Raw genomic sequence first — 17,086 nt, forward strand, 5'->3', positions numbered from 1 at the left:
GTCGTCAGCCCCGGCATTCCGGGCGGGTTGCTTCTCTTGACCGTCATTGGAACATATCCCCTGAAACTTCCGGTCGATCTCGACGGCCATCGGCCGTCGGCATGATCGTCACGGATCATCGAGACGTTTCCGATATTCGCCACCCGCAATCAGCCAGTGGCGAATATCCCGGTGCAAATCACTCGGCGGCGATGCCCATCCGGCTGCGCTCCATTTCCTCAAGCGCACGGCGGTATTCGACCGGCATGACCTTGCGGAACTTCGGACGGTAGTCGGCCCAGTGATCGAGGATCTGCTTGGCGCGGGACGAGCCCGTATAGTGCAGATGATTGGAGATCAGCTGGTAAAGGCGCTCCTCGTCATGGCGGGTCATGTCGCCCGAGACGTCGACGCGTCCCTTGTGCATGAGATCGCCGCCGTGATGATGCAGCTTCTCCAGCATGTCGTCCTCCTCGGGCACCGGCTCGAGTTCGACCATCGCCATGTTGCAGCGGCTGGCAAAATCGCCGGCTTCATCGAGCACATAGGCGACGCCGCCGGACATGCCGGCCGCGAAGTTGCGGCCGGTGGCGCCGAGCACGACGACGACACCGCCAGTCATATATTCGCACCCATGGTCGCCGACACCCTCGACGATGGCGATCGCTCCCGAGTTGCGGACGGCGAAACGTTCGCCCGCCACGCCGCGGAAGTAACATTCGCCCTCGGTTGCGCCATAAAGCACGGTGTTACCGACGATGATCGAGTTTTCGGCGACGATCCGCGAATTTTCCGGCGGCCGGATGATGATCTTGCCGCCCGAAAGTCCCTTGCCGACATAGTCGTTGCCGTCGCCGATCAGGTTGAAGGTGACTCCACGCGCCAGGAAGGCGCCGAAGCTCTGACCCGCCGTGCCGCGCAGCGTGACATTGATCGTATCTTCCTTCAGCCCGCGGTGGCGATAACGCTTGGCGACCTCGCCGGACAGCATCGCGCCTGCCGAACGGTCGACATTCTTGATGTCGACCTCGAAGGCGACGGGCGTCTTGTCGGTCAGCGCCGGCTCGGCCTGCGCAATCAGCGCACGGTCGAGAATATCGTCGATCGGATGCTGCTGCCGGCTCGTCCAGAAGGTCTCTTCCTTGGCAGCATCGACCTTATGGAAGATGCGGCTGAAGTCGAGCCCCTTGGCCTTCCAATGCGCCAGCATCTCGTCCTTCTCCAGCAGCTCCGAGGCGCCGATGATCTCGTCGAGCCGGGTGAACCCGAGCGAAGCGAGGATTTCGCGCACTTCGTTGGCAACGAAGAAGAAGTAGTTGATGACGTGCTCCGGCGTGCCCTTGAAACGCTTGCGCAGCACCGGATCCTGCGTCGCCACACCGACCGGACAGGTGTTGAGATGGCACTTGCGCATCATGATGCAGCCGGCCGCGATCAGCGGCGCGGTAGCGAAGCCGAACTCGTCGGCGCCGAGCAGCGCCCCGATGATGACGTCGCGGCCGGTCTTCAGACCGCCGTCCACCTGCAGCGCAACACGCGAACGCAGGCCGTTCAGCACCAGCGTCTGCTGGGTTTCGGCAAGGCCGATTTCCCACGGGCTGCCGGCATGTTTGAGCGAGGTCAGCGGCGATGCACCCGTGCCGCCGTCAAAGCCGGCCACCGTGATATGGTCGGCGCGCGCCTTGGCGACGCCGGCGGCAACCGTGCCGACGCCGACTTCGGAGACGAGCTTGACCGAGACATCCGACGTCGGGTTGACGTTCTTCAGATCGTAGATCAGCTGCGCCAGATCCTCGATCGAATAGATGTCGTGATGCGGCGGCGGCGAGATCAGGCCGACGCCCGGCGTCGAGTGACGGGTCTTGGCGACCGTCGCATCGACCTTGTGACCGGGCAGCTGGCCGCCTTCGCCGGGCTTGGCGCCCTGCGCCACCTTGATCTGCAGCACGTCGGCGTTGACCAGATATTCGGTGGTGACGCCGAAGCGGCCCGACGCGATCTGCTTGATCGCCGAACGTTCAGGATTGCTCGAGCCATCGGAGAGCGGCATGTAGCGGTCGGATTCCTCGCCGCCCTCGCCGGTGTTCGACTTGCCGCCGATCCGGTTCATGGCGATCGCCAACGTCGTATGCGCCTCCCGGGAAATCGAGCCGAAGGACATCGCGCCCGTCGAGAACCGCTTAACGATATCGGCCGCCGGCTCGACCGCGTCGATCGACACCGGCTTACGGCCGAGCGACTCGGCGCTCTTGATATTGAAGAGCCCGCGGATCGTGTTCATGCGCAGGGCCGTGATGTTCACCATCTCGGCGAATTCGCGGTAGCGATCCTCGGCATTGCCGCGCACGGCATGCTGAAGCGCTGCCACCGCATCCGGCGTCCAGGCATGGCTTTCGCCGCGCATGCGATAGGCATATTCGCCGCCGATATCGAGCGTCGTCGCAAGCAGCGGATCCTTGCCGAAGGCAGCGTTGTGGCGAGCGACGGTCTCTTCGGCGATCGCCTCGAGGCCGATACCTTCGATCATCGTCGCGGTGCCGAAGAAGTACTTGTCGACCAGTTCCGACGACAGACCGATCGCATCGAAAATCTGCGCACCGCAATAGGACTGATAGGTCGAGATGCCCATCTTCGACATGACCTTGAGGATGCCTTTGCCGACCGCCTTGATGTAGCGGTAGACGACTTCCGAGGCGTCCACTTCCTTGGGAAACTCCCCCTTGGCATGCATGTCGAGCAGCGTGTCGAAGGCGAGATAGGGGTTGATCGCCTCGGCGCCGTAGCCGGCGAGCAGGCAGAAATGATGCACTTCGCGCGGCTCGCCGGTCTCGACGACGAGGCCGACCGAGGTGCGAAGCCCCTTGCGGATCAGGTGATGATGCACGGCAGCCGTGGCGAGCAGCGCGGGAATGGCGATTCTATCAGGTCCGATCTGACGGTCGGAGAGCACGATGATGTTGTAGCCGCCCTTGACGGCTGCCTCGGCGCGCTCGCAAAGCCGGTCGAGCATTTCGGGCATGCCGGCAGCACCCCGCTCGATATCATAGGTGAAATCGAGCGTCTTGGTGTCGAACCGGTCTTCCGTATGGCCGATCGAGCGGATCTTCTCGAGGTCGCCATTGGTTAGGATCGGCTGACGCACTTCGAGGCGCTTGGCATTCGCCATGCCTTCATGGTCGAGAATGTTCGGGCGCGGGCCGATGAAGGAGACAAGGCTCATGACGAGCTCTTCGCGGATCGGGTCGATCGGCGGGTTCGTCACCTGCGCGAAGTTCTGCTTGAAATAGGTGTAAAGCAGCTTCGGCTTTTCCGACATCGCCGAGATCGGCGTATCGGTGCCCATCGAGCCGATCGCTTCCTGACCTGTCGTCGCCATCGGCGACATCAGGATGCGGGTGTCCTCGAGCGTGTAGCCGAAGGCCTGCTGGCGGTCGAGCAGCGACACGTCGCGGCGCAGCGCCCGCGGCTCCACCGGCTTCAGCTCTTCGAGGATGAGCTGGGTGCGGTCGAGCCAGCTGCGATAGGGATGTGCCGTCGCAAGCTGCGACTTCACCTCGTCGTCGGAGATGATGCGGCCTTCCTCCATGTCGATCAGCAGCATCTTGCCCGGCTGCAGGCGCCACTTCTGGATGATCTTTTCCTCCGGAACCGGCAGCACGCCGGCTTCGGACGCCATGATGACACGGTCGTCATCGGTCACGAGGTAGCGCGCCGGCCGCAGGCCGTTGCGATCGAGCGTCGCGCCGATCTGCTTGCCGTCGGTGAAGGCGACGGCAGCCGGCCCGTCCCACGGCTCCATCAATGCGGCATGATATTCGTAGAAGGCCTTGCGTTCGGCCGCCATCGACTGGTTGCCCGCCCAGGCTTCCGGGATCAGCATCATCACCGCATGCGCCAGCGAATAGCCGCCGCGCACTAGGAATTCGAGCGCATTGTCGAAGCAGGCCGTGTCCGACTGTCCCTCGTAGGAAATCGGCCAGAGCTTGGAGATGTCTTCGCCGAACAGCGGCGAGGAAACCGACGCCTGGCGCGCCGCCATCCAGTTGACGTTGCCGCGCAGCGTGTTGATCTCACCGTTATGGGCGACCATGCGATAGGGATGGGCGAGTTTCCACGATGGGAAGGTGTTGGTCGAGAAACGCTGGTGCACGAGGGCGACCGCGCTCTCGAACCGCGGGTCCGACAGGTCCTTATAATAGGCGCCGACCTGATAGGCCAGGAACATGCCCTTGTAGACCACGGTCGCCGACGACAGCGACACCGGATAGAAATTGCTCTCCTCGCCGTCGAACTCGTCATAGATGCGGTTGGAGATCACCTTGCGGAGCGTAAACAGCCGGCGCTCGAATTCGTCGTTGTTCTCGGCATCCTCGCCAGCACCGATAAAGACCTGCACATGATGCGGCTCGGTGGCAGCAATTGCCGGCGCCTTGGAGAGCGAGGAATTATCGACCGGCACGTCGCGGAAGCCGATCAGGACCTGGCCTTCCTCTTCGATGACGTCCTTGATCACCTTCTTGAAGTGCTCGATCTGCTTTTCATCGCGCGGCATGAAGATATGGCCGACGCCATATTCGCCGGCCGGCGGCAACGTGATCCCCTGCCCGGCCATCTCCTCGCGGAAGAAGCGGTCGGGGATCTGCACCAGGATGCCGGCGCCGTCGCCCATCAGCGGATCGGCGCCGACGGCGCCGCGGTGCGTCAGGTTCTCAAGAATGAACAAGCCGTCCTTGACGATCTGGTGCGACTTCTCGCCCTTCATATGCGCGACAAAGCCGACGCCGCAGGCATCATGCTCGTTGCGGGGATCGTAGAGGCCCTGCTTCTTCGGCAGGCCGGAGGCGGATTTGGAAATATTGGCCGTCGCGCGCGCCTCGGCAGCAGCAAACCGGTCAAATTCCATGGATGGCGTCTTCGTCATCATCTTTCCTCCTGTCGAAGCCCACGGTGCCGCGAGCGGCTTTTCGTCATGCGCCGCAACCTGAAGATAGGGTCGGCGCATGACAGCGCTGTTGCATTGTGAAGATCGCCGCAGACATCTGCTTTTAGGGAAAGCAAACCGTCGCGTTCCGCGCCTGCCATTCGCCTCCGCGCGCCGCCCGTCCTGGGGCTTGGCGCTCGGAAGAACTATAGCGTGAAAGCCCGCCTGTTCCAGGGCTTTCGGCGCCTCTTCGGCCGCAATGGCCAAAATAGGACAGCAACACTGTCCTAATTCACCTGCTCTATGCCAGAAAGCATTTGGCTTCGCAAGAGCGCCGCACCAAAAATCGTCATTTTGCGAAGGAAGATTACCAAATCAGTCGCAATCACGAAATAAAATTACGCCAGCGCGGGACATTTTATTTATTGATTGCGCCGTTCAGTTTTCGTCATGGATTGCCGGCAAGAGCCTTGATCCCGTAAAGGATTGACGTAATGTCCGCTGCGAACCTCCCAACCTGTTTCACTCCCCACGGGCTCCGCTATGTTCTTTGCATCCGACAATTGGGCCGGCGCCCACAGATCCATTGCCGAACGCCTGCTGGCGGAATCGGCCGGTTTTGCCCCGGCCTATGGCGCTGGCGATCTCGACACAAAGATCGAGACCCGTTTCTGCGAGATCTTCGAGCGTGAGGTTTCCGTCTTCTTCGTCGCCACCGGCACCGCCGCCAATTCCTTGTCTCTGGCAAGCGTCCAGCGCCCCGGCGGCATTACTTTCTGCCATTCCGAGGCGCATGTGATCGAGGATGAATGCGGTGCGCCAGAATTCTTCTCCGGTTCCGCCCGCCTCGTCCCCGTAGACGGCGAAGCCGGCAAGATCGATCCCGCCAAGCTTTCGGCGAAGATCGCAAACTTTCCGGAGGACGCCCTCCGTCACGGCCGTGCCAGCGCCGTCACCATCACTCAGGCAACCGAGATCGGCACCGTCTATTCCCTGCCGGAGATCGGCGAGATCGCCGCCATATCAAGAAAGCGCAACCTGCCGCTCCACATGGACGGCGCCCGCTTCGCCAATGCCTTGATTGCGCTCGGCGCCACCCCGGCCGAAATGACCTGGAAGCGCGGCGTCGACATGCTCTCTTTCGGCGGCACCAAGAACGGCTGCTGGTGCGCCGAGGCGATCGTCTTCTTCGATCCGGAGCGGGCGCGCGAAATGCCCTTCATCCGCAAGCGCGCCGCCCAGCTCTTCTCCAAGTCGCGTTTCATCGCCGCCCAGTTCGACGCCTATTTCGAAAACGGCCTCTGGCTCGACCTCGCTCGCCATTCCAATGGCATGTCCGACCGCTTGCGCGCCGGCATCGGCGCCAGCAACGCCGCCCGGCTCGCCTGGCCGACCGCGTCAAACGAAGTCTTTGCCGTCATCAGCAAAAGCGCGGCAAAAACCGCCGAGGAAAGGGGGGCAAAATTCTACGCATGGCCGGTGCCTGCGGCAATGCCCGAACTCGTCGCCGACGGCGAAACCCTGATCCGTCTCGTCACCAGCTTTGCGACCACGGAAGCAGACGTGGATGGTTTCCTGAAGTGCCTGGCCGCCTGATCGGCCGAGCCCGCCGCCGGGCCGGCTCCCGGTGCCGACGATGGCTCACGCCGACCTCAGCCCCCTGACCTTTTGCAGAATATCGTCCGAAAGGGCGGCGACCAGCGCCTGGTCGGCGCCCTTGCGCGGCACGAGTACGAATTCCACGTCCTCCAGCGCCGGCAATTTTCCTGCGGCGATCTCTTTCAGCCCCGATGGCGCCATACTGCGCGGCTGCACCAGCACACCCATCCCGGCCCGCGCCGCCGCCGTCAGCCCGCTGAGGCTGCCGCAGGTACAAACGATCCGCCACGACACGCCGTTGCGCCCGAGCGCCTCCAGGGCGATCGCCCGCGTCACGCTCGGCGGCGGGAAGGCGATCAGCGGCAGCGGGCCGGAGGCGAGCACGCGTTCGGGATCGCGCGCCAGCCAGACCAGCGGCTCGCGATAGACGAGCTTGCCGCGCGCATCACCGAGCCGACGCTTGGCAAGCACCAGATCGATGTCGCCATTGTCCTGCATCTCGTAAAGGACGCCGGAAAGCGCCACGGTTAATTCCAGGTCGACGGACGGATGCGACCGAACGAAATCCTCCAGTGCCGCCGGCAACTTGCTGGTAACGAAATCCTCCGAGACGCCGAGCCGCAGGCTGCCGCGCAGGCTGTTGCTCTTAAACAGCGACTGCACCTGCCCCTCGATCGACAGCATGGCGCGCGCATGCGTCAGCAGCGCTTCGCCATCGCCGGTCAGCATGACCTTGTGCGTGTCGCGCGCCAAAAGCTTGCGACCGAGCGTCGCCTCCAGCCGCTGAATATGCTGACTGACCGTCGATTGCCCGAGACCCAGCCTTTCCGCGGCGAGTGTGAAACTGCCCATCTGTTCGACGGCGACGAAACTGCGCAATTGCGAAAGGTCCAGCATGAAATCCAGCTTCTTGATAACTGTTATTTCTTGTATCCTGGATCATAATGGACGACAGAACAATAACCAATCCTGTTTTGCCGCGAGACCGCCCATGCGCCGCTTTCTGCCCGATACCTTCACCAGCTTGCTTGTCTGCACCGTCATCCTCGCCTCGCTGTTTCCGGCAAGCGGCACCTTCGCGGCTTATTTCGGCATCGCCACCGATCTCGCCATCGCCGCCCTGTTCTTCCTGCACGGCGCCCGCCTCTCGCGTGATGTCGTCATAGCAGGCCTGCTGCACTGGCGCCTGCATCTCGTCATCCTGCTGACGACCTTCGGCATCTTCCCGCTGCTTGGCCTGGCGCTCGGCTTCATCCCGGATACGATCCTGCCGCAGCCGCTCTATCTCGGCATTCTCTTCCTCTGCGTGCTGCCGTCGACGGTGCAGTCATCCATCGCCTTCACCTCGATGGCAGGCGGCAACGTGCCTGCCGCCATCTGCTCGGCCTCCGCCTCGAATATTTTCGGCATGTTTCTGACGCCGCTGCTCGTCGGCCTGCTCTTTTCCGTCGGCGGCCATGGCGGCTTCTCCCTCGACGCGCTTCAGCAGATCCTGCTGCAACTGCTTGCCCCCTTCATCGTCGGCCAGATCCTGCAGCCCTGGATCGGCGACTGGATTCGCGCCAGGAGGAAGAAGATTCTGATGCCCGTCGACCGCGGCTCGATCCTGATGGTCGTCTATCTCGCCTTCTCGAAGGCAGTCGTCGAGGGCCTCTGGCATACCTTCTCAGTCGCGGATATCGCCGTCGTCGTCGTCGCCGACACCGTACTTCTGGGGATAGTGCTGGTGCTGACGATGTTCGGCAGCCGCCGGCTCGGCTTCGGCAAGGGCGACGAGATCACCATCACCTTCTGCGGTTCCAAGAAAAGTCTCGCAAGCGGCGTGCCGATGGCAAACGTCATATTTGCCGGCCAATCGATCGGCGCGATCGTGCTTCCGCTGATGCTCTTCCACCAGATCCAGCTGATGGTCTGCGCCGTCATCGCCCAGAAATATGCCGCCGCAGCGGCCCGCCGCGCAACCGACCAGCAGATCAAGGACGCCGCCAGCCCGGCCTGAACAGCAATAAAGCGAGCGGCAATAAAAAACGGCGCCCCAAGCGGAGCGCCGTCCATCTACCCAAACAGGATGATGATCAGCTGTTGACGACCTGCGCCTCGATGGCCTTCGGAACCTCGACCGGCTCTGCGGCAATCGCGATCTTGCGGGGCTTCATGGCCTCGGGAATATTGCGCAGAAGGTCGATGTGCAGCAGGCCGTTCTTCAGCGAAGCGGCGGTCACCTCGACATGGTCGGCAAGCTGGAAGCGGCGCTCGAAGGCGCGCTTGGCAATGCCGCGGTAGAGGAATTCGCCGCCTTCGGCGGTGTCCTCGTTCTTTTCGCCCTTCACGGACAGCACATGGGCATGGGCTTCGATCGAAAGTTCGGTCTCGTCGAAACCGGCAACTGCCATGGTGATGCGATAGGTGTTTTCACCGGTGCGCTCGATATTATAGGGCGGGTAGGTCTGCGCCTGCTCCGGCTGGGCAAGACTGTCGAGCATGGTGAACAGCCGGTCGAAACCGACCGTCGAGCGATAAAGGGGAGAGAAGTCTACGTGACGCATGATGTCCTCCTGTGGAAGCGACGTGTTGCGATAAATTGTCCCTGAAACCCCATGTTTGGCGGCCCCGGGACGGTGCGCGGGCCCTTCTTGGCACCCGCAGCAAGGAGATGGTGATGGGATTTGCGGAGTTCAAGACCCTTTCGAAATCGCCTTGAACGGCCCGTGAACCCCGCATGAACGACCGGTTCGGTACGCATTCAGACGCATGCGCCTAGAGATTGCAGCGTCGGGTAAATCTGGTCCCGACGGCTGAAGTGCATCGTCCCTTCTTCTTCAGCCTCAACTTAGGCCGGCTGCGGGCACCCTCATGCTCCTGCCGGCCCTTTTCTCCCGCCGCTTTGCGGAGCCGCCGCTTTCCAAGCCGGGAGCCATGCGCTATCCCTGATGGAGAAGCAGTCAGCAGCGGCGCATTGGCAAAGTCATGGATCAGGTTCTCTATTCGACGCCCGACAATCCCGCCCCGGAAAACCGCACGGAAGGGTATTTTGAAACCCATGACGGCCACCAGCTGCGTTACGCCGTCTTTCGCTCCGGCGGCCAGGTCGCCAAGGGCACCGTGGTCATTCTCCATGGCCGCAACGAATATATCGAGAAGTATTTCGAAACGATCCGCGACCTGACAGCGAAAGGCCTCTGGGTCGCGACCTTCGATCTGCGCGGCCAGGGCGGTTCGCCGCGGCTGATGAAGCGCCGCAATCACGGTCACATCCGCCGCTTTGCCGATTATGAGCACGATCTCGACACCTTCCTCGAAAAGGTGGTGCTGCCGGATACACGCCTGCCTTTCTACCTGCTCGCCCATTCCACCGGTGGGCTGATCGCGCTGTCGGCCGCGCCTTATCTGACCACCCGCATCGACCGCATGGTGCTGTCCGCCCCCTTCATCGGCCTGACCGGCCAGGCAGCCTCGCCACGCGTCATCCGTATCCTTGCCGGCACGCTGACTGCTCTCGGCCTTGGTTTCCTGCCATTGACCTCGAAATTGAAGGAGCCTGATTTCAGCGACAACCCGCTGACTTCGGACGAGCACCGCTTCGACCGCAATGTCGCAATGATGAAGGCTCATCCGGAGCTGACGCTCGGTCCGCCGACCGCCCGCTGGCTCACCGAGGCGTTCCGCACCATGGATCGGGTCACCTCACCCAACCATCTCTTTTCGATCACCATCCCGACCATCGTGATCGCCCCGACGCGTGACGGCGTCGTTCCCTATACCGCACAAGAGCGGCTCTCGCGCTATTTCCGCGCCGGTCAGCTCGTGCCGATCAACGGCGCCCGCCATGAAATCTTTCAGGAACGGGATATCTACCGCGCTGCGGCGCTGGCGGCCTTCCATGCCTTCATTCCCGGCAGCGATGCCGAGGAGAACCAGGATGTGGCCGCCCTCGGCACGTGAGCCCGGATCAGGAACCGATCGGGGGATTGACCAAGCTGACCGGGGGATGGCCGGTCAAGGGATTAGCGTTGCAGCACGGCCATCGCCTGCTCATAGACCGCCCGGCTGCCGGCGGCGATGATCGAGCCGCCATTTTCCGGCCGGCCGCCGTCCCAGGTGGTGATGATGCCGCCCGCGCCCTCGATGACGGGAATGATGCCGCCGACATCATAGGGCTTGAGGCCGTTCTCGATGACGAGATCGACATGGCCGGCAGCAAGCAGTGCATAGGCATAGCAGTCGCAGCCGTAACGGAAGAGCCGCACCTGGCTCTCGATCTCCCGGTATTTTTCCATCTCCGCGCCGCCGAAGAGATGCGGCGAGGTGGTGAACAGGATGGCGTCCGAAAGCCTGTCGCACCGGCGCGTCACCAGCCGCCGTTCGCCCTCCGGCCCGCTGTAGATCGAACCGTTTTCGTCGGCGAAATAGCGCTCGCCGGTAAAAGGCTGTTCGATCATCCCCATGATCGCCCGGCCCTTCTTCTGCAGACCGATCAGCGTTCCCCAGACCGGTACACCCGCGATGAAGGCGCGGGTTCCGTCGATCGGATCGATCACCCAGACATGGTCCCGGTCAAGCCCGACATTGCCGTGCTCCTCGCCGAGAATCCCGTGATCGGGGAAATGTTCCTCGATCAGCGCCCGGATGGCGAGCTCGGCCGCCCGGTCGCCTTCCGTTACCGGATCGAATCCCGAGGAAAGCTTGTTGGTGACATCGAGGCCGGAGCGGAAGCGCGGCAGCGTCTCGGCGCGGGCGGCCTCCGCCAGACGATTGAAGAACGAACGGTCAGGAAGCATGGTGGCACCCTTTGGCTGGCGGGAACGGGGCTTTCATAGCGAAACGTGGCGGGAATGCAAACGCAGCGGGCAATTTCGGACGTACTGCCCAAAGATATCGCAGCGCAATATATTGCTTGACATTTGTGCAATGCAATAGTAGCGTCTTCGGTACAGTCTTCTGACTGTAAATACCCTCCTTGGGTGTTTCCTCCCTAGACTTAGCCGCGCTGACAAGCGCGGTTCTTTTTTGGCCCTTGCGAAAGACGGCGGCCATTTAAAAATCCCAATTTGACAGAGAGCTTATTCGGCGGCCAGCGCCCGGTCCCCGGCGAACTTTTCGACGTAATCCGCCATCTGCTGCATGAAGGCCGTCACGGCGTCGGCCACCGCGGCAAAATCCTCGCGCTTCTCCAGCGTCACTTCGTCGACATAGATCGCCCGGTTGACCTCGATCTGCAATGCATGCAGGCCGCGGGAGGGGCGGCCGTAATGTTCGGTGATGAAACCGCCGGCATAGGGCTTGTTGCGGATCGCCGCAAAGCCCATTTCCTCGAGGATGGCGATGGCGGCGCGCGAAAGCTCGGCCGAAGCGCTGGTGCCGTAGCGATCGCCGATGATAAAATCGGGCCGGCCGGTGCAGCCGGCAACGCGTACATTGCCGGGCATCGAGTGGCAATCGATCAGCACGCCGAAGCCGAACTGCACATGGGTGCGGGCGATCAGCCGGCGCAGCGCCGCATGGTAAGGCTTGTAGACCGCCTCCACCCGATCCAGCCCCTCCTGCACCGGCAGGCGCCGCGCATAGATCTCCATGTTCTCGGCGACGATGCGCGGAATGGTGCCGAGCCCGCCGGCAACCCTCAGCGAATTGACATTGGCATAGGGCGGCAGCAGCCCGTCGAACATCCTGGGATCAAGCTCGTAGGGTTCGCGGTTGACGTCGAGATAGGCGCGCGGAAAGTTGGCCGCGAGAAGCGGCGCGCCGAGGGTGACGGCCGAACCGAAGAGCTCATCGACGTAGTGATCCTCGGAACGGCGGATGGCGATGCCTTCGAGCCTCGACTGGGCGATGAATTCCGGTGGATAAATGCGGCCGCTATGGGGGGAGTTGTAGACGAAGGGAATGGTCTGCGACACGGGCTCATGGACTTCAAAAAGCTCGTATTCGCGGATTTCCGGCACTTTCGGCCCTCTTTACCATGTCATGAACTGACTGCTTCGGCCATGTTGCCAGTTGCCCGGCCTCAAGTCCATACTATGTAGGAGGGATGGCAATCACGCACAGGCAATTCACCGGTTGTTTACCGGGCAACGACTAGTGTAAACGGCTGGCAGCCCACCCAAAACCTATTGATCAGCGGTCTGGATTGATGACTCAGAAGATACTTCTCGCCGAAGACGACAACGACATGCGCCGCTTCTTGGTGAAAGCGCTGGAAAAGGCCGGTTACAAGGTCCTTTCTTATGATAACGGCGCCAGCGCCTATGACCGGCTGCGCGAGGAGCCGTTTTCCCTGCTGCTGACCGATATCGTCATGCCCGAGATGGACGGCATCGAACTGGCGCGCCGCGCCACCGAACTCGATCCCGACCTGAAGGTGATGTTCATCACCGGTTTTGCCGCTGTGGCGCTCAACCCTGATTCGAAGGCGCCGAAGGATGCCAAGGTCCTTTCCAAGCCCTTCCACCTGCGCGACCTCGTCGACGAGGTCAACAAAATGCTTGCCGCATAAGGCTTGCCGGGCGGCACGTCACAAAACTGAAAAAAGCCTATTGACGGCTCCAAAGGTTTTGTGATCTATGCGCCGCCATCGGATGGGCGTGTAGCTCAGCGGGAGAGCACTACGTTGACATCGTAGGGGTCACAGGTTCAATCCCTGTCACGCCCACCATCCAGATTGCTTGAGCTAGAAGGCCTTTCGAGAAATCGAGAGGCCTTTTTACATCGCGGCTTGCGGGTGTGATACACCTGCCCCCAGTAGGAGTTTCAGACTTGGCCCAGGTCATCAAACGACGCAAAACTCTTGTGGTTTCCAACGACAAGATTTCCCTTGCAAAGGGTATCAGCCTTCCTGAGGGACGCTACCCCGTCACGGCCGAGTACGTCGTCTCCCATATGCGTGGCAGGCCGGTCGAGCAGGCCGGCCGGATTGTGCTTCACCTGACGCGTCAGAACCTCCTGGACTACGGTGTCGACCTGACCGGCAGTGCGATGTTGGGCAGTGACATCGATGTGAGCGGCAATGTTGCCCGCAAGGAAGCCACCCTGGAGTAAATTTCTTGGGCACAGGCGTTCGCCGCCGCTGACCTTCCAGCAAACGGCGGGTTCGCCGCGCAGACAGTGGGTAGGAGTTTTTTCGTCTCGGCACCCGCGGCCCTTGTTGCCGCCGTCCTCGCCTTGCCGGCCTTTGCCACGGCTGCCTCCACGCCTGAGACACTTCCCGGCGCCCCCGGGTCATTACGCCTCCCGCAAGTGCCCCGGACTGGTCGTCGCCACTCCGCTCTCCCGGTAGCTTCCGCACCCACGGCAAAAAGATAAAAAGGCAGATAACGAAAGCGCCGCGGTCCCAGTGTCGCTTGCCACGCTCCGATCATGCTCATCGCAGTAACTTATGCGCCATCCCCGGATTTCGCGCAGATCACAGCGACGGCGCGACAGTATATGAGGATATGCTCACACGCCCGTCACTTGCATTAGCGTTTTCAAGCTCCTCGTTGATCAAGCATCAGGAGGTGTCGAGTTTGTGACGAACAGATGACAAAACGCGTGTTGTTTCAGCAACATAGCAACACCGGCCTGCTGTCATGATCGAGATCGTTATTGCGGCGCAACATCCCCCATGTAACTACCGCGGCGAGGCAGGCACCTGGTCAAAAAGGTGCCGCTTCGCTCACACGGGGTGAAGATCCGTAGGGACTGCCGATGGCAACGGTCTTCATCCTCTCCCATCTGAACTGGAGGTTATTCCATGAACATCAAGAGCCTTCTTCTCGGCTCCGCTGCTGCTCTCGCAGTAGTATCCGGCGCTCAGGCGGCTGACGCTATCGTTGCTGCCGAGCCGGAACCGGTTGAATACGTTCGCGTCTGCGACGCTTACGGCACCGGCTACTTCTACATCCCCGGCACCGAAACCTGCCTCAAGATCAACGGCTACATCCGTTTCCAGGTTGACGTTGCCCCGAACGCCAGCTCGATCGGCGCCGGCGGCGGCGGTTCTGTTCCCAACGATTCCGATTGGGACGCCCGTACGCGCGGCCAGGTTCAGTTCACCGCCAAGAGCGACACCGAGTACGGTCCGCTGACCGGCGTCATCGTCATGCAGTTCAATGCTGACAACGCTTCGGCCCAGAAGGCCCAGCTCGACTCTGCTTACCTCGACATCGCCGGCTTCCGCGCTGGTCTGTTCTACAGCTGGTGGGACGATGGCCTCTCGGGCGAAACCGACGATATCGGTTCTCCGGTCACGCTGCATAACTCGCTGCGTTATCAGTACGAAACCGACGCCTTCTACGCTGGCATCAGCGTCGACGAGCTGGAAGACAGCCCGTTCTACAACGGCGAAACCGCCAACAACGTCGGCGTTGCCATTGGTCTCGGCGGCAAGGCCGGTGCCTTCAGCTACCAGATCACGGCTGGTTACGACACCGACAACGAAGAAGGCGCCGTCCGCGCTATGGGTACGGTTGCCGTCGGCCCGGGCACGCTCGGCCTCGCAGTCGTCTACGCATCCAACCCGAACGCCTACTACAACAAGGCCGAATGGGCGATCGCTGCTGAATACGCCATCAAGGCGACTGACAAGCTGAAGATCACCCCGGCTGTTCAGTACTACAACAACTACGGCGTCACTGCTGGCGAGTTCAACGACGACGTTGACGCCTGGAAGGCCGGCGTAACGATCGACTACCAGATCGTCGACAACCTTTCGGCTAAGGTTTCGGTTCAGTACCTCGATCCGGACAATGCTGAAGACGTCACCTCGGGCTACTTCCGCCTGCAGCGCGCATTCTAATAAAAAGGGCTGCCGGCTCGTCCGGCAGCCGCAAATTCCTGATCCGACTGACCTCCGATCGGGAAAGAATGGGTCTGGACTTCCCTGCCTGGACCCATTCCCCCTGATCAGACAGTGCATTCAACACGGCAGGCGCTCGACGAGTGCCTTGCCACCGTCATATCCTGTCGGCTTGTTGTCGATGCCTGACGGCGACGCCCTTGCCGAAGCAAGCTCAACGGGCTTTTCTTCCCATTTGCCGTCGATCGCTGATCACCCGCAGCCAGCGAGAATCTCAGGCCGCGGCGACAGCGGAACCAAATTCGGACACAGAACCATGCCATGGCGAATCGAGGATGAGGCAGTGATTCGCCTCGCCAGCACATGGGGTTTGAAATCGAAATGAACTTATCCGCGCTTGCCGCCGCCGCATTTTTTGCCGCCGCCCTTGCCTTGCCGGCCGCCGCCGCGCCGGCCTCTCCCGCCGAAACTTTTCCCGGCGCAGCCGGCGTCATCACCCTTGCCGGCAAATGCGCCAAGCTCGTCGTCGCCAAGTTCGACGCCACCAAGGGCTGCAAGGACGAGCTTGCCAGCGTCACACTGGCCAATGGCTCGGTGACGTTCATCTTCACGTCGGACGGCAAGGCGCTCGGCTTCCAGGGCGACGGCGCCGGGATCAAGCCCGCCTCCAATGGCAATGCCCGCCTGCCGCTTAGCCTCGTCACCACGGGCGTCGGCAACAAGATGACCGGTCAGGTCAAGGTCGCCGGCTTCTGCACCTTCGGCAATCCCTACGCCGGCAAGCCGATCGCGATCGAATGCACCGCCGAAAGCAAGGATTCCTCCTTCACCGGCAGCTTCCACACCGGCGGCAAACTGGTGAAAAAGGGCAAGTAACGATTATCAGGCGCACCAGGCGCCGCCCGCTCCTGGCTTGCGCGCCAGCCCCTCGTTGATCAGCTGCGCCCCAAAGGAGCGCCCATCGCGCGAAACGACGCGCGGGGCGCCGGAAGCGTCGGTCTTGCCCGCCGCATTCATGGTGAAGGCCCCGGCGTTCAGAAGCGTCAGCAGGCGCGACTTGGCGGCAAAGGCGATCCTCCGCTCGTCATCGCAGCGCGCCCGGTCGACCACCGGACTTGCCATATCGGCGATGATGATCTTCTCGCCCTTGTACCAGAAGACGCCGCCGTCGCCGACGCAGTTGATATGGGCGCCCTGCCCGCAATAACCGAAGGCGGCCGTTCCCGTTTCCGCAGCCCCGGGAGGGATCGCGGCCGGAACCGCCTTGATCGGCTGGATGGCCGGTGTCGGGATGGCGGCCGGCGGCAACGGCTGCGGCGTGGCCGGTGCCGTTTTCGGCGTCGGCGCGGCAAGCGCCACCTGCTTCGGCGGCACATCCCTCCTGGCAACCGGCCTCGCCTCCGCCGTTTCCCGCGTGGCCGGCGCCGATTGGCGCGCAAGCAGCGGCTGAATGCTCTTCCAATGGTCGTGAGCAACAATGCCGCCAATCGCGGCAATGCCGATCACCGCCCAGGGCAGCAATCCGCCGCCGCTGCGCGCTTTGCTCTTTCCTCTCGCCGGCGCCTTGCGGCGGCCGCGTGTCGCTGTCTTGGCCATCTGTCCGATTCCCGTGAGGCCGGGATTATCGCCGGCCAATCCTTTCCGAAAGGTTGGCGCGGCGATCGAAGATGTTTGCACGCCCGATCTTTCCCACGAATGGAATCGACAGGCCGGGCGTCAGACGGAAAAACCTGCGCGGAAGCTGCAATCGGCATGAAGGAAAAAGCCGAACGAATTCCCAAGCCATAAATAGCCGGCGAGGGAATGGCGCCGCA

General features: G+C 62.1%; 13 protein-coding genes and 1 tRNA gene. 8 read left to right on the top strand and 6 right to left on the bottom strand.

Annotated features, from left to right (window positions below; genetic code table 11):
- Nucleotides 1-178: 178 nt before the first annotated feature.
- Nucleotides 179-4,903 carry a glutamate synthase large subunit gene (gene gltB, locus EFD56_RS12725; RefSeq protein ID WP_206513414.1) on the bottom strand — a complete coding sequence of 1,575 codons (4,725 nt, stop codon included), beginning with the start codon at nucleotides 4,901-4,903 and terminating at the stop codon, nucleotides 179-181.
- Nucleotides 4,904-5,443: 540 nt separating this feature from the next.
- Between gltB and EFD56_RS12730 the strand changes: the two genes are divergently transcribed.
- On the top strand, nucleotides 5,444-6,496 hold the full coding sequence (locus EFD56_RS12730; protein WP_126905433.1) for a threonine aldolase family protein: 1,053 nt from the start codon (nucleotides 5,444-5,446) through the stop codon (nucleotides 6,494-6,496).
- Between the two features lie 45 nt (nucleotides 6,497-6,541).
- Here the strand turns inward: EFD56_RS12730 and EFD56_RS12735 are convergent, their stop codons facing one another.
- Entirely contained in the window at nucleotides 6,542-7,396 is an 855-nt protein-coding gene (locus EFD56_RS12735) for a LysR family transcriptional regulator (RefSeq protein ID WP_126905434.1), read from the bottom strand.
- Nucleotides 7,397-7,490: 94 nt separating this feature from the next.
- Here EFD56_RS12735 and EFD56_RS12740 point away from each other — a divergent pair, with 94 nt between their 5' ends.
- Nucleotides 7,491-8,498, top strand: a complete 1,008-nt coding sequence (locus EFD56_RS12740) for a bile acid:sodium symporter family protein (protein ID WP_126905435.1) — start codon at nucleotides 7,491-7,493, stop codon at nucleotides 8,496-8,498.
- Nucleotides 8,499-8,574: 76 nt separating this feature from the next.
- Here the strand turns inward: EFD56_RS12740 and EFD56_RS12745 are convergent, their stop codons facing one another.
- Nucleotides 8,575-9,045 carry an Hsp20 family protein gene (locus tag EFD56_RS12745; protein ID WP_126905436.1) on the bottom strand — a complete coding sequence of 157 codons (471 nt, stop codon included), beginning with the start codon at nucleotides 9,043-9,045 and terminating at the stop codon, nucleotides 8,575-8,577.
- A 421-nt stretch (nucleotides 9,046-9,466) separates the two neighbouring features.
- Between EFD56_RS12745 and EFD56_RS12750 the strand changes: the two genes are divergently transcribed.
- Entirely contained in the window at nucleotides 9,467-10,441 is a 975-nt protein-coding gene (locus EFD56_RS12750) for an alpha/beta fold hydrolase (protein WP_126905437.1), read from the top strand.
- A gap of 62 nt (nucleotides 10,442-10,503) precedes the next feature.
- Here the strand turns inward: EFD56_RS12750 and hisN are convergent, their stop codons facing one another.
- The gene (hisN, locus tag EFD56_RS12755; protein WP_004677817.1) at nucleotides 10,504-11,277 is read right to left on the bottom strand and encodes a histidinol-phosphatase; all 774 of its coding nucleotides are present in this window, start codon (nucleotides 11,275-11,277) and stop codon (nucleotides 10,504-10,506) included.
- A gap of 282 nt (nucleotides 11,278-11,559) precedes the next feature.
- Nucleotides 11,560-12,441 carry an N-formylglutamate amidohydrolase gene (locus EFD56_RS12760; RefSeq protein WP_010009312.1) on the bottom strand — a complete coding sequence of 294 codons (882 nt, stop codon included), beginning with the start codon at nucleotides 12,439-12,441 and terminating at the stop codon, nucleotides 11,560-11,562.
- A 188-nt stretch (nucleotides 12,442-12,629) separates the two neighbouring features.
- Between EFD56_RS12760 and cpdR1 the strand changes: the two genes are divergently transcribed.
- The 5 genes from cpdR1 to EFD56_RS12785 all read left to right on the top strand — a co-directional run bounded on the left by cpdR1 (nucleotide 12,630) and on the right by EFD56_RS12785 (nucleotide 16,148).
- Complete coding sequence (gene cpdR1, locus EFD56_RS12765) at nucleotides 12,630-12,992, top strand: response regulator CpdR1 (protein WP_003542883.1); 363 nt, start codon at nucleotides 12,630-12,632, stop codon at nucleotides 12,990-12,992.
- Nucleotides 12,993-13,076: 84 nt separating this feature from the next.
- Nucleotides 13,077-13,151 (top strand) — tRNA-Val (locus EFD56_RS12770).
- A gap of 101 nt (nucleotides 13,152-13,252) precedes the next feature.
- Nucleotides 13,253-13,534, top strand: coding sequence for a hypothetical protein (locus EFD56_RS12775; RefSeq protein WP_080711960.1), 282 nt, complete (start codon nucleotides 13,253-13,255; stop codon nucleotides 13,532-13,534).
- Nucleotides 13,535-14,228: 694 nt separating this feature from the next.
- Nucleotides 14,229-15,272: a porin gene (locus tag EFD56_RS12780; protein ID WP_126905438.1), complete on the top strand. Its 1,044-nt coding sequence runs from the start codon at nucleotides 14,229-14,231 to the stop codon at nucleotides 15,270-15,272.
- A gap of 381 nt (nucleotides 15,273-15,653) precedes the next feature.
- Complete coding sequence (locus EFD56_RS12785; RefSeq protein ID WP_097602253.1) at nucleotides 15,654-16,148, top strand: hypothetical protein; 495 nt, start codon at nucleotides 15,654-15,656, stop codon at nucleotides 16,146-16,148.
- Nucleotides 16,149-16,154: 6 nt separating this feature from the next.
- Here EFD56_RS12785 and EFD56_RS12790 read toward each other — a convergent pair whose 3' ends face one another.
- Nucleotides 16,155-16,868: a hypothetical protein gene (locus tag EFD56_RS12790; protein ID WP_126905439.1), complete on the bottom strand. Its 714-nt coding sequence runs from the start codon at nucleotides 16,866-16,868 to the stop codon at nucleotides 16,155-16,157.
- Between the last annotated feature and the right edge of the window lie 218 nt (nucleotides 16,869-17,086).

It is taken from the genome of Rhizobium phaseoli (assembly GCF_003985125.1).
GTDB lineage: Bacteria > Pseudomonadota > Alphaproteobacteria > Rhizobiales > Rhizobiaceae > Rhizobium > Rhizobium phaseoli.

Bases quoted from the DNA above. Each gene is read 5' to 3' on its own strand.
- EFD56_RS12780 (WP_126905438.1), top strand. From the start codon at position 14,229: ATGAACATCAAGAGCCTTCTTCTCGGCTCCGCTGCTGCTCTCGCAGTA.
- EFD56_RS12785 (WP_097602253.1), top strand. From the start codon at position 15,654: ATGAACTTATCCGCGCTTGCCGCCGCCGCATTTTTTGCCGCCGCCCTT.
- EFD56_RS12740 (WP_126905435.1), top strand. From the start codon at position 7,491: ATGCGCCGCTTTCTGCCCGATACCTTCACCAGCTTGCTTGTCTGCACC.
- EFD56_RS12735 (WP_126905434.1), bottom strand. From the start codon at position 7,396: ATGCTGGACCTTTCGCAATTGCGCAGTTTCGTCGCCGTCGAACAGATG.
- EFD56_RS12750 (WP_126905437.1), top strand. From the start codon at position 9,467: ATGGATCAGGTTCTCTATTCGACGCCCGACAATCCCGCCCCGGAAAAC.
- hisN (WP_004677817.1), bottom strand. From the start codon at position 11,277: ATGCTTCCTGACCGTTCGTTCTTCAATCGTCTGGCGGAGGCCGCCCGC.
- EFD56_RS12745 (WP_126905436.1), bottom strand. From the start codon at position 9,045: ATGCGTCACGTAGACTTCTCTCCCCTTTATCGCTCGACGGTCGGTTTC.
- gltB (WP_206513414.1), bottom strand. From the start codon at position 4,903: ATGATGACGAAGACGCCATCCATGGAATTTGACCGGTTTGCTGCTGCC.
- cpdR1 (WP_003542883.1), top strand. From the start codon at position 12,630: ATGACTCAGAAGATACTTCTCGCCGAAGACGACAACGACATGCGCCGC.
- EFD56_RS12730 (WP_126905433.1), top strand. From the start codon at position 5,444: ATGTTCTTTGCATCCGACAATTGGGCCGGCGCCCACAGATCCATTGCC.
- EFD56_RS12790 (WP_126905439.1), bottom strand. From the start codon at position 16,868: ATGGCCAAGACAGCGACACGCGGCCGCCGCAAGGCGCCGGCGAGAGGA.